Source organism: Janthinobacterium sp. GW823-FHT01H08 (genome assembly GCF_058797855.1).
Genome location: NZ_CM179504.1, coordinates 4,965,867 through 4,981,273, shown reverse-complemented (window position 1 = coordinate 4,981,273; position 15,407 = coordinate 4,965,867). Strand labels below are relative to the sequence as shown.

Sequence of the window (15,407 nt, the reverse complement as noted above, 5' to 3'; positions counted from 1 at the left end):
GGCTTTACGCTTGCCGCGCTTTCTTCTCTTCTTCTTATGCGAGTCTTGCGCCGCCCCCTCACCATCGGCGAAACCGCCATGGCCCGCAGCGTCTTCCAGGGCGCCATCGACTATGCGCGCGTGCGCGTCGTGCGCGGCTCCTTTCTACCGTTCGGCCTGCAGGACCAGAACACGGCGATGACGCCGCGCGGCAGCCTGCACTTCATGCCGGCCCAGTACCGCGACGATTTTTCCCGCGAAGGCAACAGCGGCAAGCTGTTCTTCATCCACGAGATGGTGCACGTGTGGCAGTACCAGCTCGGCTACGGCGTGCTGCTGCATGGCGTGCTGCTGGCGCTGCGCGGCGGCTACATTGCCCAGCGCGCCTACCGCTACGATGCGCAGGCAGGCGGCGTCCTGTCCGACTTCAACATGGAGCAGCAGGGCGACATCATCGCCCACTACTTCGGCGCGCGCCAGCTGGGCATTCCCGCCTACGTGGCGAAGCTGCCGCAGCTGCAGGACATCCTGCAAGGCTTCCTGATCAACCCCGCCGACCGCCGCCTGCTGCCGCGCTGATGCCGCCGTTACTGCGCGTTCGATGCCAGGCGCACGTCCGGCGCGCGCAGGCTGGCCGCCGCATCCTTGCCCAGCAATAAACGCAGGTCGGCGCCCGCGCCGATGCCGCTGTCGCCGGCCGCCTGCAGTTGCGGCATGCCGCCCAAGACCAGCGCCAGGGCGGCGGCCGCCTGCGCATGGCCGGGGCGGTAGACGATGCTGCTGGCCTGGATGCCGTACGGCCGCTGGTTGCCCAGCCGCTGCACGCTGATGCCCATGCCGCCCAGCATGCCGCGCATGCGCGCCGCCATCCCTGTTTCTCCATTGCCGTTGATGACTTCCAGCCGTGGCAGGGGCGTCGCCTGCTTCGCCAGGGCGGGCACGGCGGCCGGCGCGGCGCGTGGCGCCACGGGCGTGTCGCGCCAGCTCAGCGTGAAGATATTCGGCTGCGACTGCGTCAGCTGCAGGCGGCTGGCCGGTGCCGCCGGCTTGGGCGCCGGCGCCAGATCGGGCGCGACGGCGTCCGCGGTGGCATCGGCCGCATCGACCGTCGCTATGCTGCGCGCCAGCGCCGCGATGGTGAGATCCAGGTTGGCGCGCGCCGGCTGCTGGCCATTGTCGAGCTGCAGCGACTGGCGCAGCACGCTGGCCGCCTGGGCGTAATCGCCCTGCAGGTACAGCACGTAGCCGAGGTTGTTGTAGGTCCGGGCCGTCGGCGCTTCTTGCGCCAGCGCCTGCAGCATGGTGCGCGCCGTGTCCAGCTGGCCCAGCTGCGCGTGCAGCACGGCGGCGCCATTGCGTGCATCGGCCGAGTCGGGCTCAAGCAGCAGCGCTTCGCGGTAGGCGGCCAGTGCCGCGCGCGGGTCGCCCAGTTCCTGCATGCGCTTGCCCAGCTTGCAGAACGCGGCGCTGCGGGCGGCGGGGCTGTCATCGCCGCGCGCCTGGGGCGGGGCGGCGTGATTTGCCTGGCTGTGCTGGCTGGCGGGACCGGGCAGGTGGCCGCAGGCGGGCAGCAGGCCGGCGCAGGCGAGCATGAGCATCAGGGTGGTGTGCTGTGACATGGCGGTTCTCCGGTCAGCTGCCGCTGCCCATGCTGGGCAGGAGCACGCGGTAAATTTGCAGGAAGGCTGGCCCCATCAGGACGACCAGCAGCGAAGGGAAGATGAAAAAGATCAGCGGGAACAGCAGCTTGAGGGCGATCTTCGCCGCTTCTTCCTCGGCCATCTGGCGGCGCTTGGTGCGCAGCTGGTCCGACTGCACGCGCAGCGAGGCGGCGATGCTGGTGCCGAAGCGCTCGGCCTGGATCAGCATGGCCACCAGCGCGTCGACATCCTCGACGCCCGTGCGCAGGGCCAGGTTGCGCAGCGCCCGCTCCTTGGTGTTACCGGCGCGCAGTTCCAGCATCACCAGATGCAATTCCTCGGCCAGCACGGCGCTTTTCAGGGCGATCTCGGCCGCCACCCGGGCCAGCGCCGCATCCATGGCCAGGCCCGCTTCCACGCACACCGTCATCAAATCCAGCGCATCGGGAAAGCTTTCGAAGATATCGCGCTGGCGCCGCTTGATCATTTGTGCCAGCACGATATTGGGCAGGTAGTAGCCGATGGCGGCCACGATCAGCAGCCAGAACAGCAATGCCTTGCCCGCCATCTGGCTGCCCGAGGCGCTCAGTCCCAGGAACAGCAGCAGGGGCAGGCCGATGGCCAGCATGGTCTTGGCGGAAAAGAACAGGATGGGCGCCGACGCCTGGCGCAGGCCGGCATTCATGAAGCGCCGGCGCATCACCGAGCCTTCCCAGCCCTGCTCGGGCAGCGACAGTTTGGCCAGGGGGCCGCTCAGGCGCACCATGCGCGCCAGCCAGGGGCTGGGCGCCGATGCGCCGGGCGCCGCCGCGCTCTTGCCGGTGGCGTTGTCCATGCGCTGGCGCAAGGGATCGGGCGCAAAGCTGCGCATGGCCACCAGCACGGTGCCGAAGACGGCAATGAAGAGCAGGGCGAGAAAGGCGATATGCACGGGATTCATGAGGGTTCTCCTTGCGGGCTCAGACGCGGATGCGGATGATATTGCGCATGACCAGGATGCCGCACACCATCATCACCAGGGCGCCGGCGAGCATCTTGCGTCCGCCCGGGTCGACGAACAGCATTTCCAGGAACTGCGGATTGGTCAGGTGGATCATGGCCGCCGCGCCGAAGGGCAGCAGCGACAGGATCCAGGCCGACAGCTTGCCTTCGGCCGACAGCACGCGCACCTGTCCCAGCAGCTTGATGCGCTCGCGGATGATGCGGCTGATGCTGTCGAGCAGTTCGGCCAGGTTGCCGCCCGTTTCGCGCTGGATCAGCACGGCGATGACGAAGTAGCGCAAGTCCGTGCTGGGCACGCGCGTGGCCAGGTTCATCAGGGCGTCCTGCATGGCGATGCCGAAATTGACTTCGTCGAAGGTGGCGCGAAATTCCACGGCCAGCGGCGCGTTCATTTCATCGCCGACCATTTTCAGGGCGGTGGGGAAGGCATGGCCGGCGCGCAGGGCGCGCGCCATCAGATCCAGCGCGTCGGGCAATTGCTGCTCGATGCGCTGCAGGCGCTTGGCCTTGGCGCGCAAGACCACCAGTAGCGGCAGCAGTGCCGCGCCGGCCACCAGCGGCAGGAGCAGCAGCCACGGCACACTGAGGTAGCTGAGCAGCAAAAATGCGGCGCCGGCCGTGGCCAGCATCACGCCGGCGAAGCTGGCCACGCTCCAGCTCAGGCCCGACTGCTCCAGCAGGCGGTCGAGCGCATGCACGCGGGGCACGCTGAGCAGCACGCGCTGCAGGGCCGGGGTGTCGCTCAGCAGGCGCTTCTTGATCATCGAACTGCCCGTGTCGCCATGCGCGCCGGCCGACATGATGCGCAGGCGGCGCGCGACCCTTTCCGCTTCCGGGCCGCGCGAGGTGTTCCATGCCAGGTACACGCCCTCGATCAGCAGTACCACGGCGATGAAGGTGAGGATGGCGAATACGTAATAGAGATAGTCCATGATGCTCCCCTTAATGGTACTGGCGGGCGGGATCGAACAGGGTTTCCGGCAGGCTGATGCCGAAGGCGCGCAGGCGTTCCAGGAAACGCGGCCGCACGCCGCTGGCATGGAAATGCCCCTGCACCGTGCCGTCCTCGCCGATGCCCGTCTGGCGGAAGGTGAAGATTTCCTGCATGGTGATCATCTCGCCTTCCATGCCCGTGATTTCCTGGATCGACGTGACCTTGCGCTTGCCGTCCGTCAGGCGCGATACCTGCACCACCACGCTGATGGCTGAACTGATCTGCTGGCGCATGGCTTTCACTGGCAGGGCCGCGGAAGCCATGCTGATCATGTTTTCCAGCCGCGTCAGCGCGTCGCGCGGGGTGTTCGCGTGGATGGTGGCCATCGAGCCTTCATGGCCCGTGTTCATGGCGCCCAGCATGTCGAGCGCCTCGGCGCCGCGCACCTCGCCCAGGATGATGCGGTCGGGGCGCATGCGCAGCGCGTTGCGCACCAGCGCCCTTTGCGTTACCTCGCCCTTGCCCTCGATGTTCGCGGGCCGCGTTTCCAGGCGTACCACGTGCGGCTGCTGCATCTGCAGTTCGGCCGCGTCCTCGATGGTGACGATGCGTTCGGCCGTGCTGATGAAACCGGAAATCGCATTGAGCATGGTGGTCTTGCCGCTGCCCGTGCCGCCCGAGATCAGGATGTTGACCTTGGCCTTGCCCAGCGCCTGCAGGGTGGTGCTCATTTCCTCCGTCAGGCTGTGCTTGAGCAGCAGGTCGGCCAGGCGCAGCGGCTGGGCCGAGAAGCGCCGGATCGACATCACGGGGCCGTCGATGGCCAGCGGCGGGATGATGGCGTTCACGCGCGAACCGTCGGGCAGGCGCGCATCGACCATGGGACTCGATTCGTCGATGCGCCGGCCCACGCGCGAGACGATCTTGTCGATGATCTTCATCAGGTGGGCGTCGTCGGTGAAGCAGACGTCGCTCAGCTCCAGGCGGCCATGGCGCTCGACATACACCTGGCGGTAGGTGTTGACGAGGATGTCGGACACGCCGGGATCGGCCAGCAGCGGTTCGAGCGGGCCGAAGCCGAGCACCTCGTCCTGGATGTCGCGGATCAGCGAGCGCCGTTCCAGCTCGTTGATCACCACATTGTCTTCCGTGAGCACGTCGCTGACGAGGATTTTCAGCTCTTCGCGGATCTGCTCGCGCGACAGGCGCTGCATGCCCTCCAGGTCAACGCGGTCGAGCAGCGCCTGGTGGGTGCGGTGCTTGAGCTGCTGGTAGCTGTGGCTCGCTGCGCCCTGGTGCGCGGCATCGTCATTCAGGCTGGCGTCATCCTGGGCATAGCCCAGGCGGTCCCGCAGGGTGAGTTTTTCGGCAGTCATGGTCGGTCTCCGGTGAGTGGGGCGGTATCAGGCTCGAGGATCAGGCTGGAGCCTCAGGCGCGCGCGAGCAGCCGCGAAACCCAGCTTTGCGCGGCGGGCGGGGTTTCGCCTGCCAGGCTGGCGGCCAGTTCCTGCAGGGCGCGCGAGACGGCGTTGTGCGGCGTCAGCTTCAGAATGGGCACGCCCTGGCTGACGGAGGCCGCCACCGCTTCATAGTGGTTGGGGATGGATTTGTAGACGTGCTTGCCATACGCCGCCTCGAGGTCGGCCACGCGGATGCTGTCGCTGCTGGCATAGCGGTTCAGGATCAGGCGGACCTTGTCTTCGCGGTAGCCGAGGCCGCGGAACACGTCGAGCAGGCGCTTGCCGTCGCGCACATACGGCAAGGTTGCCTGCAGCACGGGGAAGATCAGGTCGGCCCGGTCCAGCGCGCGCACGCTGACGGGGTCGAGTCCGCGTCCCACGTCGAGCAGGATGTAGTCGTACTGGCTGCGCGCCAGGGTCAGCAGCCGGTCGATATGGTCGGCCTCGACGTCGGCCGCATGGGCCGGGTCGTCGGCGGCGGCCAGCACGCTGTAGGCGGGCGTGATCTGGATCATGCTGGCGCTGAGCAGCGACGCATCGAGGCGCACGATCTGCTGCGACAGCTGCGACAGGGTGGTGGCCGGCTTGTGGTCCGAGACGAACAGGGCGGCGTCGCCGAACTGCAGGTTCAGGTCGAACAGCGCCACCTTGCGCTGTTCGCCGGCGGCCAGCGCGTAGCCGAGGTTGGCGGCGATGAAGGTGGCGCCGCTGCCGCCCTTGCACGAGACGAAGGCCAGCACCTGGCCCTTGCGCGTGACCTGTTTCTGCAGCTTGTCCTCGATGCGGCGCAAGGCGGCGCACAGGGCCGCGTCGTCGTCGGGCTGCAGCACTTCGCGCACGCCGGCGCGCATCGAGCGCAGCAGGAATTGCGGACTTTGCTGCGGACATTGCACGATGATGGCCAGGTTCGGATGGCGCCCGCCCAGCAGTTCGAGCCGTTCCAGCTCCGCCTCGCCCGTCTGCTCCTGCTCCAGCAGCAGCAAGTCCGGCGTGACGCCGTTGTCGAACACATCCGGTATGCTCGCCAGCAGCGAGACGCGGTCGGCCGCGCTGCGTTCGCGCAGCAAACGGGTCAGCCGCTTGAGCTGGGCTTCATTCTTCGAGACGATGACGATATTCACTTGGTACTCCCCGGTAAAGGCATTCGGTAAAGGCGTTCAGTTGATCTGGAAGCCCAGGCTTTCGGCGTGCATGACCACCACCGAGGCTGGCACGGCGATATTCAGAAAGCCGAACAGGCTGACCATCGGCGTGTAGCTGACGTTGTCGATCGATACGCGCACGCTGTCGATGCAGCTGGCCGTGCGCGTGATGTCGCCGCAGGCCGACAGGTTGTCGCCCGGGTCAGTCGGCGGCAAGGTCACTTCGGCGCCGCTCTTGTTCAGGTAGCGGATGGTGATGTTGGCAGCCGTCAGTTCGGGCGCGGCCGGCAGGGCCGTGCCGCCGAACAGGGCCAGGGTCTTGACGGCGTCGGTCTGGTCGATCCAGCGCACCACCGCTTCGCGCGCGGCGCGGCGGCTCACTTCCTGCACCGTGTTGTACAGGTACAGCATGCGGCCGAATTCCAGGATGCCGAACAGCAGGGTGAAAAACAGCAGCGACACCAGGGCGAATTCGACGGCGGCGGCGCCGCGCTGGAGCCCGGCTGGAGGAGACGATGAAAGGCGGTGGCGCATGGCGTTCTCCTTACAGCATGTAGCGCATGGTGGTGCGCGGTGCGAGCGGCGTGGCATAGGTGCTGGCTGCGCCGATCACGAAGGGCAGGTACTGGCCCACCGACAGCGTGTAGTTGACGACTTCGACGCGGATGCCGCCCGGCGCCGTGCCGTCGGTGCAACTGCTGTCGTTGAATGCCGCGTCCAGGCAGGTGACCGTCACGTTGGCCGTGGTGAAGTCGCTGATGCCGGCGCTGACGGCCGCATCGGCCACCGTCTGTCTGGCCGCCGGCACGCCCTGCGAGGCGATGCCGGCCTTGGCCTTGACGGACATGTTGCGCGCCGCGTCGCGCGTGGCCTTGTTCAGCGCGTCGTAGTACCAAAAAGCGCGGCCGAAGCCGAAGATGCCGGCCAGCAGGGTGATCAGCAGTGCCAGCACGATGCCGAATTCGACGGCGGCGCCGCCGCGCTGGCTGAGAGGGGAAAGGTGGATGCGCATGGCCGCCTCACTTGTAGAGTTTGATTTCGGAATTCGGCACGGGCTCGATCAGGCCCGCGAACTCGACGTCGAGGCGCTTGGTGCCGCCGCTGAAATCGGCTTTCATCGTCATGAAGAATTTGCCGATACCGACCGCGTTCATGGTGCCGCACGAAGCCGGCCCGACGGGCGCCGTGCGGCAGTCGACCAGCACCACGTTGAGGATGCGGCGGTTGCGCTGGCCCGGATGGGCCACCGATGGCGCCTGGAACGTGGGGCCGCTGGTCTGGTTGTATGGCGCAGGCGGCGTACTGGCAGGAAAGCCGGCGCCGGCGCTGACGGGGTAGCTGGCCGTGTCGAAGTAATTCGCCTTGGCCGTGCTGTACATGGGGTTGGCGTTGCCGTCCGCGACGCTGTAGGCCGTGCCGGCCTTGGCCGGGGTGGCGCCATTGCTTTGGTAGGCGGGGCCGTAGGACCACAGCACGCCGTAGCCGGCGAACTGCGCGAACGTGGCCGACGGTGCCGGGACGGGACCGGCTGACGGCAGCTGGTAATTCGGTTTGTTGCCGGCCAGGCTGACCGGCTGCTGGCTGGGCAAGGTGCTGGCGCCCGGCTGCATCCAGCCGGTGGGCGGCGAGTTGGCGGCAGCGGCGGCGCAGGGCGACGCGGCGCCCACGCACGGATATTCCTTGATGTTGGTGTCGGGCGGCGCCGTCGCGGGGTCGCACACGGATGGCCCGCCGTAGTCGTCGAAGCGCGAATTGAGCGAGGCGGCCAGCGAAGCCGTCAGCCCCGTGTTCGTGTAGACCTGGCCCGTGCCGCTGGTGATGACGGCGCTGCTGCCCGTGCACATGAATGGCGCGGTGGAGGCGGCGCTCGCGTGCGAGGCGCTGCAGCTGCCGGGCGGCGCGTCGACGGGGTTGATCAGGTAGGGATCGGACGGCCCGCCCAGCGGATTGAGGCCGAACAGGTTGTAGGTGACGCCGCGGCGAAAGCCGAATTCCACCAGCTCCGTCAGGCCCGTGCCGGCCGGCGCGGCCGGATACGTGTATTGCGCCGTCTTGTTGGCCGGATCGACGGCGCACACGCCGATCGGCGTGACGTCGTTGACGAAGCGCCCCGCCACGGCCACGCCCGAGGTGCTGGTGCTGGCGATGCCGGCGATGCCCATCAGGTAGGTGGCGAAGGTCTTGCTGCCCGTGTCGACGCGGATGAAGGTCTGGCCCTGCGGGCTGGTGCGGGCGCTGGCGCCGGACGACCAGGGACCGTCCGGGCTGGGGCCGAAGCTGATGTTGGCGGCCGTGATGGTCAGCGCGGTGGAAAAATCGTAGCGGTTCTTTTGCGCGATGGCGATGGCCTTCGTCTGCGCGTTGTCGATGCCGGCGGCGCTTTGATTGAGTTCCACGGCGCCCGCCAGGGCGGCGCTGTCGGCGCCGTTCTGCAGTTCCGTCTTGGCGATGTACAGGTGGCCCAGGTCCAGCACCAGGCCGCCCATGGCGAACAGCACCACCAGGGTCAGCCCCAGCACGATGGCGATCGCGCCCTGCTGCTTGTCGTGCCTGCGAAATGCGGTCTTCATGGCTGTCTCCTGGTGGCCTGGGGGGAGTGCGTCGCGAAACTGGCGCCTACTGGCGTCCGCCCACGCCGATGGTGAAGACATTCGGCTGCGGTTCCGGCGCGGCGAACGATTTCTGGTAGCGCTGGTAGGCGCTCGCGCCGGCCTTGCCGTCGATGCCGCTGACGGGGTCCATGTTGCGGTAGGCGTCCGGATACATGATCTGCTGCGCCTTGAGCAGGGCCACCGATTCGCCGAAGTGCGAATCGAGCACGGGCGTGGTGGTGGCGGCGCAGCCGGCTAACAGCAATAGCGACAGCAGGGTGGCGCAAGGCAGGCAATGTGCGGTTTTCATGGTGTTCTCCTATTTGAGGTCGAAGCCGGCGGCGGACTGGGGCGCGGCCGCTTGCGGCTGCATGGGCGCTGCCGGCGCTGCGGGGGCGGCAGCAGGAGTGGGCGCGCTGCCTTCCATTTTTCCCTGCATGAACATGTCGCCGCGCGTCGGCTGGATGTAGCCGTCGGTGGGCAGCTTGTAGTCGGCTGGCAGCGGCTTGACCAGGTGCGGCGTGATGATGAAGACCAGTTCCGAGCGGTCCGTCTGGAAGTCCGTGCTGCGGAACAGGGCGCCCAGCACGGGCACTTCGCCCAGGCCTGGCAGGGCCTTGATATTGCTGGTCACGTTGTTCTTGATCAGGCCGCCGATGGCGAAGCTCTGGCCGTCGAACAGCTGCACCGTGGTGGTGGCGCGCCGCGTCGTGAACGAGGGCAGGATGGCCGTGGCCGAGATGCCGGTGGCGGTGATGCCGATGCCGTCCTTGTTCAGGTCCGACACTTCCGGCGCCACCTTCAGGTTGATGCGCCCCCCATCGAGCACGGTGGGCGTGAATTTCACGGCCACGCCGAATTCCTTCTCTTCCAGGGTGATGGTGGGCACGCCGTTATTGTTGCTCTGGCTGACGGGGATGAAGATTTTGCCGCCGGCCAGGAAGCTGGCCTCCTGGCCGCTGATGGCCATGATGTTCGGTTCGGCCAGCACCTTGATCAGACCATCGCGTTTTTGCGCGTCGAGGTTGAAGAAGTTGTTCTTGCTGGCGCCGCTCAAGCCGCTGGGATTGTTGCTGAGAAGGCTGGACAGCAGCGAATACGACCAGCTGCCGATGGTCTTGTTGATGCCCAGACTGGCGCCCAGCTGGTCGACCAGCACCTTCGACACTTCGGCCACCTTCACTTCCAGCATCACCTGCTGCGGCGCGGCGATCGACAGCAGGTTGATCACGCGCGGTGCGGCCGCATCGGGCGTGGCGGCGGGAGCGGCAGCGGCGGCGCCCGCGCCTGCGGCTGGCGCGGCGCCGGAGCTGGCCGCGCCGCTGCGGGCGCTGCGCTGTACATAGGCGTTGGCCAGCGACAGGGCCTGGTCGGCCTTGACGACGTCGCTGACCATGCCCGACAGGATCAGGGTGTCGCCCGCCACCGTGACGTGGATTTTTTCGTTCGGCAGCAGTTCGGCCATGCGTGCCTGCAGGCTGCTGCTGTCGATGCCGACGGCCAGGTCGATGATGGTGGCGTCATTGCTCTTGTTCCACAGGATCAGGTTGGTGGTGCCGACGGAACGCCCCAGCAGGTACACCTCGTTGGGATTGAGCAGGATGACGTCGGCGATGCGCGGGTCGCCGACGGACATGCGGCTGGCGGCGAACGGCAGGCGCATCAGGGTCGACTTGCCTTCGGCCAGGCTCATTTGCGGCGCCATTTCGGTGCGGCCGGCGCGCGATTCGCTTTGCGGCGGCGTGGCCCTGGGCCGGGCGGCGGCCCGGCTGCTCCTGGCGGCGCCCGTGTCGGTGCCGGCGGCGGTGGCGGCAGCGGCGACGGGTTCGCCGCGTGCCTGGGGCGCCAGGGCGCCGATCATGGCGAGGGCAAGCGCCAGGCTCAGTACCCGGCTTCCGCTTGCTGTGCAATATGTGCTCATGGCGTGACTCCTCTGGTGCAGGTTAGAATTGTTGGGAGCTGCGTTCCAGCCCCTTGATGACATCGACGCGTGGACCGGCCTGAGGCGCGGGTGCGGCGGCGGGACGGCGGCGTGGCAGCGGCTTGGCTTGCACCATGGCGGCGGGGGCGGCCATGGCGACCTTTTCATCGAGCAAGCTGGACTTGGTGGCGCCTTCCGTGTTGACGGGCTTGTCCTCGACCTGATTGCGCAGCACCAGCGACAGGGTGCCCACGCTGCGCGCCAGGTCGAGTTTTTCAGCCTGGTCCGGCGTCAGCTCCAGGGTCACGGCGTTGACCACCTTGGGCTTGGTGTCGTCGCGGCTCGATTCCTGGGCGATGGCCAGCACGAGGATGCGTTCGAGCACGATCTTGGAAATGTTCGGATCGCGGTCCGGCGTCTTGCGGGCCCCTTCGCCCTGGGTGTTGACGAGGATGTCGACGAAGTTGCCGGGCAGGGCGAAGCCGGCCACGCCCACCACGTCGTTGACGCGCACGGTCATGGCGCGCTTGCCCTCGGCGACGACGGCCGACAGGCCCCCTTGCGTGCCGGGAGGCGCCAGCTTGCCTTCCATGATCGGTTCGCCGTGCTGGATGCTGGTGCGCGTGACGCGCGTTTCCAGCAGTTTCGGATCGTTGATGGCACCGGGCGGCAGCGCGTTCGATGGCCAGTCGACCATGCGCACCATGTCGGGCGTGAGACGCGCCCCCAGGCTGATGTCGACCTGGGCCACGGCCACCTTGTTGATGTTGCCCGAGGCTTGGGCATTGATCCAGCGCGCGGCCACGATGACCGCGGCGAACGCCAGGATGACCGCAATGGCCATCATCGTCAGAGCGCGTGCGTTTCTCATTTTGCTTCCCCTTTGTGCTGGACCGCTGCCGGTCCGGTGTGTGTGCTTGCGAGGTCGTTATCGCTGCCGAAATAGTTTTGCCATGCCCAGAACAGGACTTCCGGAGACAGTTGCGCCGGGTGGTCTTCATAACGCGCCTGGTCGCAGACCTGCGCGAGGATGTCGCGCGGATAGCAGGCGAGCAAGGGCCGCTTGTAGAGGCTATGCAGGTGCAGCAGGTAGGTGTAGGAGGCTTCGTCGAAATTGATGCCCAGCTGGGCGCAGGTGCTGCGGAACACGGCCAGGTAGTGGTAGGCGCTCAGGGGACCCACATGGATCTTGTAGCCGATGCGGCGCAGGAAGGAATCGTCGGCCAGCTGCTGCGGCGCCAGGTTCGACGAGAACACGACGATGACGTCGAAGGGCACGGGGAATTTGTAGCCCGTGTGCAGCGACAGGTAATCGATGTGGCGCGCCATCGGCACGATCCAGCGGTTCATCAGTTCCACGGGCGAGCAGCGCTGGCGGCCCAGGTCGTCGATGATGAAGATGCCGTTGTTGGCCTTCAGGTGCGGCGGCGCCTGGTAAAGGCGGGTGCCCTGGTCGAATTGCAGGTCCAGCATGTCGAGCGTCAGCTCGCCGCCCGTCAGCACGGCGGGGCGTTCGGCGCGCACCCAGCGCGGGTCGGATGGCACGCGGCCTTTGTTTGACAGGGTGTGCAGCATGGGGTCGAGGAAGGGCAGCACTTCGCCGTCGACCATCACGGCATGGGGCAGGGCGATGGCGCCGCTGAGCAAGCCGTTCAGGCGCTCGGCCAGGTAGCTCTTGCCGCTGCCGGCGGGGCCGTGAAAGAACAGGGCGCGTCCGGAATTCATCGCTGCGCCCAGCTGGTCGAGCACGGCCGAACTGGCCACCACGTCGCGAAATTCGCGCTGCACGTCGTCGCGCGTGACATGCATGTCGGCCACGCTTTGCGCCAGCACCTGGTTGCTGTAATCGGCCAGGGTGACGGGGGCGGGACCGCTGTAGGCGTTGCGGCGCATGTATTCGGCGGCGCGCAGGCGGCCCTGGTCGCCCAGCAGGTAATACAGGTCGGCGTCGGTGCCGCTGCCGCCGTTGCGGCGCGCTTCGCACAGCTTTTCGGCGCGCATGAAGGTGAGCAGCGGTTCGAGCACGCCGGCGCCCAGTTTCACGTGCGTCGACAGGGCGGGCAGGCCGATCTGGCCGCGCAGGAAGAGTATCTTGACCAGCAGTTCGACCAGGAACAGGAAGGGCAATCCCGTTTCCTCGACCGTGCGTGGCGCGCGCTTGGCCGCCGGTTCGACGCCGCCGCCGTCGCTGCGTTCTGGATAGGTGTCAGGCATGATGGATACTCCTCGCTCGGATGGCCGGATATCAGAAGATGAAGGGCAGCAGGCGGTACTTCACCTGGCGCATGTAGACGCGGTAGCGCACGTCGGCGGACAGGAAACGCTCTTCGCGCAGCAGGCGCATCACCATCATGCCCATCGTCGCGACATAGATGACGGTGTTGGCGGGCGAAGTGTTGGCCAGCAGGTAGCCGCTCAGGGAAATCAGGTAGCTGGCATACAGCGGATGTCGTATCACGCGGTAGACACCGCCCGTCTTGATCTCGCGCTGCGCCGCCACCAGGCCGAAGCTGCGGTTCAGCGACAGCAGGCCGGCGATTTGCAGCAGGCTGCCGACGGCCAGCAGGTAGCGCGCGCCGGGCCAGATGGCCATGTCGGCGGGGGACAGAAGGAAGGGCGCGAAGGTGGCGCCGATGGCCAGCAGCCAGTCGCCCGCATCGGTGGAGACGCTGACGGGGGCCGAACGCACGATGAAGAACAGGGCGGCCAGGGTTTCGGCGGCGCAGAACAGCAGATAGCTCCAGTCGCCGCTGTGCAGGAATCCCACCACGTGGGCGCTGGCAAAGAACGTCCACAGGCAAGCCATGGCGATGCTGGTGAACAGGCTGGCGTGGCGGGAGTGGCAGAGGGTGGCGAGGGTGTCCATGGTCGGGTCCTATGGTGGCTGGTCGTCGGAGCGGCGCGTTTCAGCGCAGGCTCCACAGGTGGGTGTATTGCAGGAAGACCTGCAAGCCGGTGCCGCTGGCAATGGCGAAGGCGTAGGCCAGCTTGCCGGTGGCCGGCGGCGGTTCGGCGATCGTGGCGGCGCCGCCGGCCAGGCTGTGCAGCAGCGCGCCCAGCATCATGTGCCAGGTGTTTTTCAGCACCTGGCGCAGGCGCTGGCCGGCCAGCGCGGCGGCCAGGGCCAGCACGCCGCCGCACAGGAAGGTCAGCAGGGCCGCTTCGAGCACGGCGTCGGGACCGAGGAAGGCGCCGCACATGGCCATCAGCTTGACGTCGCCGGCGCCCAGGGCGCGCAGCAGGTACATGGGCAGCAGCAGGGCCAGTCCGGCGGCGGCGCCGGCCAGCGCCTGCAGCAGTCCCAGGCCGCCGAAGGAGGCGTCGAACAGGCCGCTACCTGGCGGCACGAAGCTGTTCAGGATCAAGCCCGCCAGCGTGCCCCACAACACCAGCCGGTTCGGGATGCGGCGCGTGCGCAGGTCGTGCCACAGGGCGCTGGCGAGCAGGGTGGCCAGCACGGCCAGGCACAGCAGCATGGGCAGGTGGGCGTTCATGACGTCAGTCCTTCCTTGCTCATGCAGGGCGCCGTGGCCATGTGCATGGCCGGTGCTGTAGCCTGGCTGCCCAGCAGCCGTCCCACCAGGCGCCACACCAGCGCCGCGCCGGCCGCACCCACATAGCCGTCGAGCGCATAGTGCCAGCCCAGGTGGATGGAGCCGAGCAGGATCAGCACGGCGAAGGCAGACAGGGCGATCCCTGCGGCGCGGCTGACCTTCCAGCCCATGATGGCCATCAGCACGGCGGTGGCCACATGCATGCTGGGCATGGCGGAGATCCCCAGTTCGCCGTTCGCCCCCTTGCTTTGATAGCCTTGCCACAGCATCTCCTGCACCTGCAGGGCCCAGACGGGAACGTGCTGGTTGGCGTCATGCAGGTAGGCCATCAGCGGCGCATACGGATCGCTGGCGTGCAGGTGGCCGTAGTAGCAGGGACCGACCGAGGCAAACAGCACGGCCAGGATGCTGCCCAGGGCGATCCAGGTCAGCGCAAAGCTGAGCAGGAACTGCATGCGCAGCAGCGGGCGGCGCGTGTCGAGGATCAGCCAGTACAGGATGGCGTAGAACAGGAAGAACCAGAAGTGGTAGCTGAAGTTGAGCAAGCCCGTGACGAGCGGGTGGCCCAGCAGCGGCTGCAGCCTTTCCCATGGGGCCATGCCGCCATGCAGCGCCATGTCCCAGGCGGACAGGGTGGCATCCCAGGTGTAGGGGTGCAGGCGCGGAATGGCGCCCTTGAAGACGGTGAAGCTGGAGGCGAAGACGGGAATCAGCAGCATGGCCGGCAGCGCGTGCAGCAGGCGCTCGTTGCTCAGGTAGCGGCGCAGATCGTGGTACAGATAGTGGCACAGGCGGTGCGGGCGTTTCATCACCATGACGTGGATGGTGTAGCCGCACAGGATGAAGACGGGACCCGTGAGGATGGCCACGAAGAAGCCGGCCAGCACGTTGAGGATCTCCGATGCGCTGGGCAGGCCGCCGGCCAGCAAGGTCGCGGCGGCGGCGTACAGCAGCACGATCAGCAGCAGGGCGCGGTGGGTGCGCAGCGAGGCGCGCAGGGTGTTCATGACAGGGCCAGGACCACTTGGTCCTTGACGTAGACAAACAGCAGCTTGACCTGGTCGCCCAGCACGGTGATCGTGACCACCAGCACTGCCGCGATCAGGCCCGCCAGCAACGCGTATTCGATCGCTGTAACGGCGGACTCGTCGGATAAACGGCTGAAGAGAGATTTCACGATGGGC

General features: G+C 67.3%; 17 protein-coding genes. 1 reads left to right on the top strand and 16 read right to left on the bottom strand.

Features of this window, described 5'->3' with window-relative positions:
* Positions 1–45: 45 nt before the first annotated feature.
* Positions 46–558 carry a Rhs element Vgr protein gene (locus AC3RCG_RS22330; protein WP_492401965.1) on the top strand — a complete coding sequence of 171 codons (513 nt, stop codon included), beginning with the start codon at positions 46–48 and terminating at the stop codon, positions 556–558.
* An 8-nt stretch (positions 559–566) separates the two neighbouring features.
* Here AC3RCG_RS22330 and AC3RCG_RS22325 read toward each other — a convergent pair whose 3' ends face one another.
* From AC3RCG_RS22325 to AC3RCG_RS22250, 16 genes are read right to left on the bottom strand one after another with little or no spacing between them, the layout of a single operon-like run.
* Positions 567–1,598 (bottom strand): LytR C-terminal domain-containing protein, encoded by a 1,032-nt coding sequence (locus tag AC3RCG_RS22325; RefSeq protein WP_492401967.1) that lies wholly within the window; start codon positions 1,596–1,598, stop codon positions 567–569.
* Positions 1,599–1,611: 13 nt separating this feature from the next.
* On the bottom strand, positions 1,612–2,559 hold the full coding sequence (locus AC3RCG_RS22320) for a type II secretion system F family protein (protein ID WP_070289152.1): 948 nt from the start codon (positions 2,557–2,559) through the stop codon (positions 1,612–1,614).
* 19 nt (positions 2,560–2,578) lie between these two features.
* Positions 2,579–3,553 (bottom strand): type II secretion system F family protein, encoded by a 975-nt coding sequence (locus AC3RCG_RS22315; protein WP_070289153.1) that lies wholly within the window; start codon positions 3,551–3,553, stop codon positions 2,579–2,581.
* A gap of 10 nt (positions 3,554–3,563) precedes the next feature.
* Positions 3,564–4,931 (bottom strand): TadA family conjugal transfer-associated ATPase, encoded by a 1,368-nt coding sequence (locus AC3RCG_RS22310; protein ID WP_070222417.1) that lies wholly within the window; start codon positions 4,929–4,931, stop codon positions 3,564–3,566.
* A gap of 53 nt (positions 4,932–4,984) precedes the next feature.
* Positions 4,985–6,136, bottom strand: a complete 1,152-nt coding sequence (locus AC3RCG_RS22305; RefSeq protein WP_070222419.1) for a CpaE/TadZ family protein — start codon at positions 6,134–6,136, stop codon at positions 4,985–4,987.
* Positions 6,137–6,172: 36 nt separating this feature from the next.
* Positions 6,173–6,691: a TadE/TadG family type IV pilus assembly protein gene (locus tag AC3RCG_RS22300; RefSeq protein WP_121670236.1), complete on the bottom strand. Its 519-nt coding sequence runs from the start codon at positions 6,689–6,691 to the stop codon at positions 6,173–6,175.
* Between the two features lie 10 nt (positions 6,692–6,701).
* The gene (locus AC3RCG_RS22295) at positions 6,702–7,169 is read right to left on the bottom strand and encodes a TadE/TadG family type IV pilus assembly protein (protein WP_070289154.1); all 468 of its coding nucleotides are present in this window, start codon (positions 7,167–7,169) and stop codon (positions 6,702–6,704) included.
* Between the two features lie 7 nt (positions 7,170–7,176).
* Complete coding sequence (locus AC3RCG_RS22290) at positions 7,177–8,727, bottom strand: pilus assembly protein TadG-related protein (RefSeq protein WP_121670235.1); 1,551 nt, start codon at positions 8,725–8,727, stop codon at positions 7,177–7,179.
* 46 nt (positions 8,728–8,773) lie between these two features.
* Positions 8,774–9,058 carry a hypothetical protein gene (locus AC3RCG_RS22285; RefSeq protein WP_070222427.1) on the bottom strand — a complete coding sequence of 95 codons (285 nt, stop codon included), beginning with the start codon at positions 9,056–9,058 and terminating at the stop codon, positions 8,774–8,776.
* A gap of 9 nt (positions 9,059–9,067) precedes the next feature.
* Positions 9,068–10,669 (bottom strand): type II and III secretion system protein family protein, encoded by a 1,602-nt coding sequence (locus AC3RCG_RS22280; protein ID WP_070289156.1) that lies wholly within the window; start codon positions 10,667–10,669, stop codon positions 9,068–9,070.
* A 22-nt stretch (positions 10,670–10,691) separates the two neighbouring features.
* Complete coding sequence (gene cpaB, locus AC3RCG_RS22275) at positions 10,692–11,540, bottom strand: Flp pilus assembly protein CpaB (protein ID WP_070313226.1); 849 nt, start codon at positions 11,538–11,540, stop codon at positions 10,692–10,694.
* Positions 11,537–12,883 (bottom strand): DUF8689 domain-containing protein, encoded by a 1,347-nt coding sequence (locus AC3RCG_RS22270; protein ID WP_070222432.1) that lies wholly within the window; start codon positions 12,881–12,883, stop codon positions 11,537–11,539. Before AC3RCG_RS22270 ends, cpaB begins: the two co-directional genes overlap by 4 nt.
* A gap of 31 nt (positions 12,884–12,914) precedes the next feature.
* Entirely contained in the window at positions 12,915–13,535 is a 621-nt protein-coding gene (locus AC3RCG_RS22265) for a methyltransferase family protein (RefSeq protein WP_070222435.1), read from the bottom strand.
* 40 nt (positions 13,536–13,575) lie between these two features.
* The gene (locus AC3RCG_RS22260) at positions 13,576–14,163 is read right to left on the bottom strand and encodes an A24 family peptidase (protein ID WP_492401969.1); all 588 of its coding nucleotides are present in this window, start codon (positions 14,161–14,163) and stop codon (positions 13,576–13,578) included.
* The gene (locus AC3RCG_RS22255) at positions 14,160–15,230 is read right to left on the bottom strand and encodes a phosphatase PAP2 family protein (RefSeq protein ID WP_492401970.1); all 1,071 of its coding nucleotides are present in this window, start codon (positions 15,228–15,230) and stop codon (positions 14,160–14,162) included. The genes AC3RCG_RS22260 and AC3RCG_RS22255 overlap by 4 nt, the downstream gene beginning before the upstream one ends.
* Complete coding sequence (locus tag AC3RCG_RS22250; RefSeq protein ID WP_071654391.1) at positions 15,227–15,400, bottom strand: Flp family type IVb pilin; 174 nt, start codon at positions 15,398–15,400, stop codon at positions 15,227–15,229. Before AC3RCG_RS22250 ends, AC3RCG_RS22255 begins: the two co-directional genes overlap by 4 nt.
* Positions 15,401–15,407: the final 7 nt, after the last annotated feature.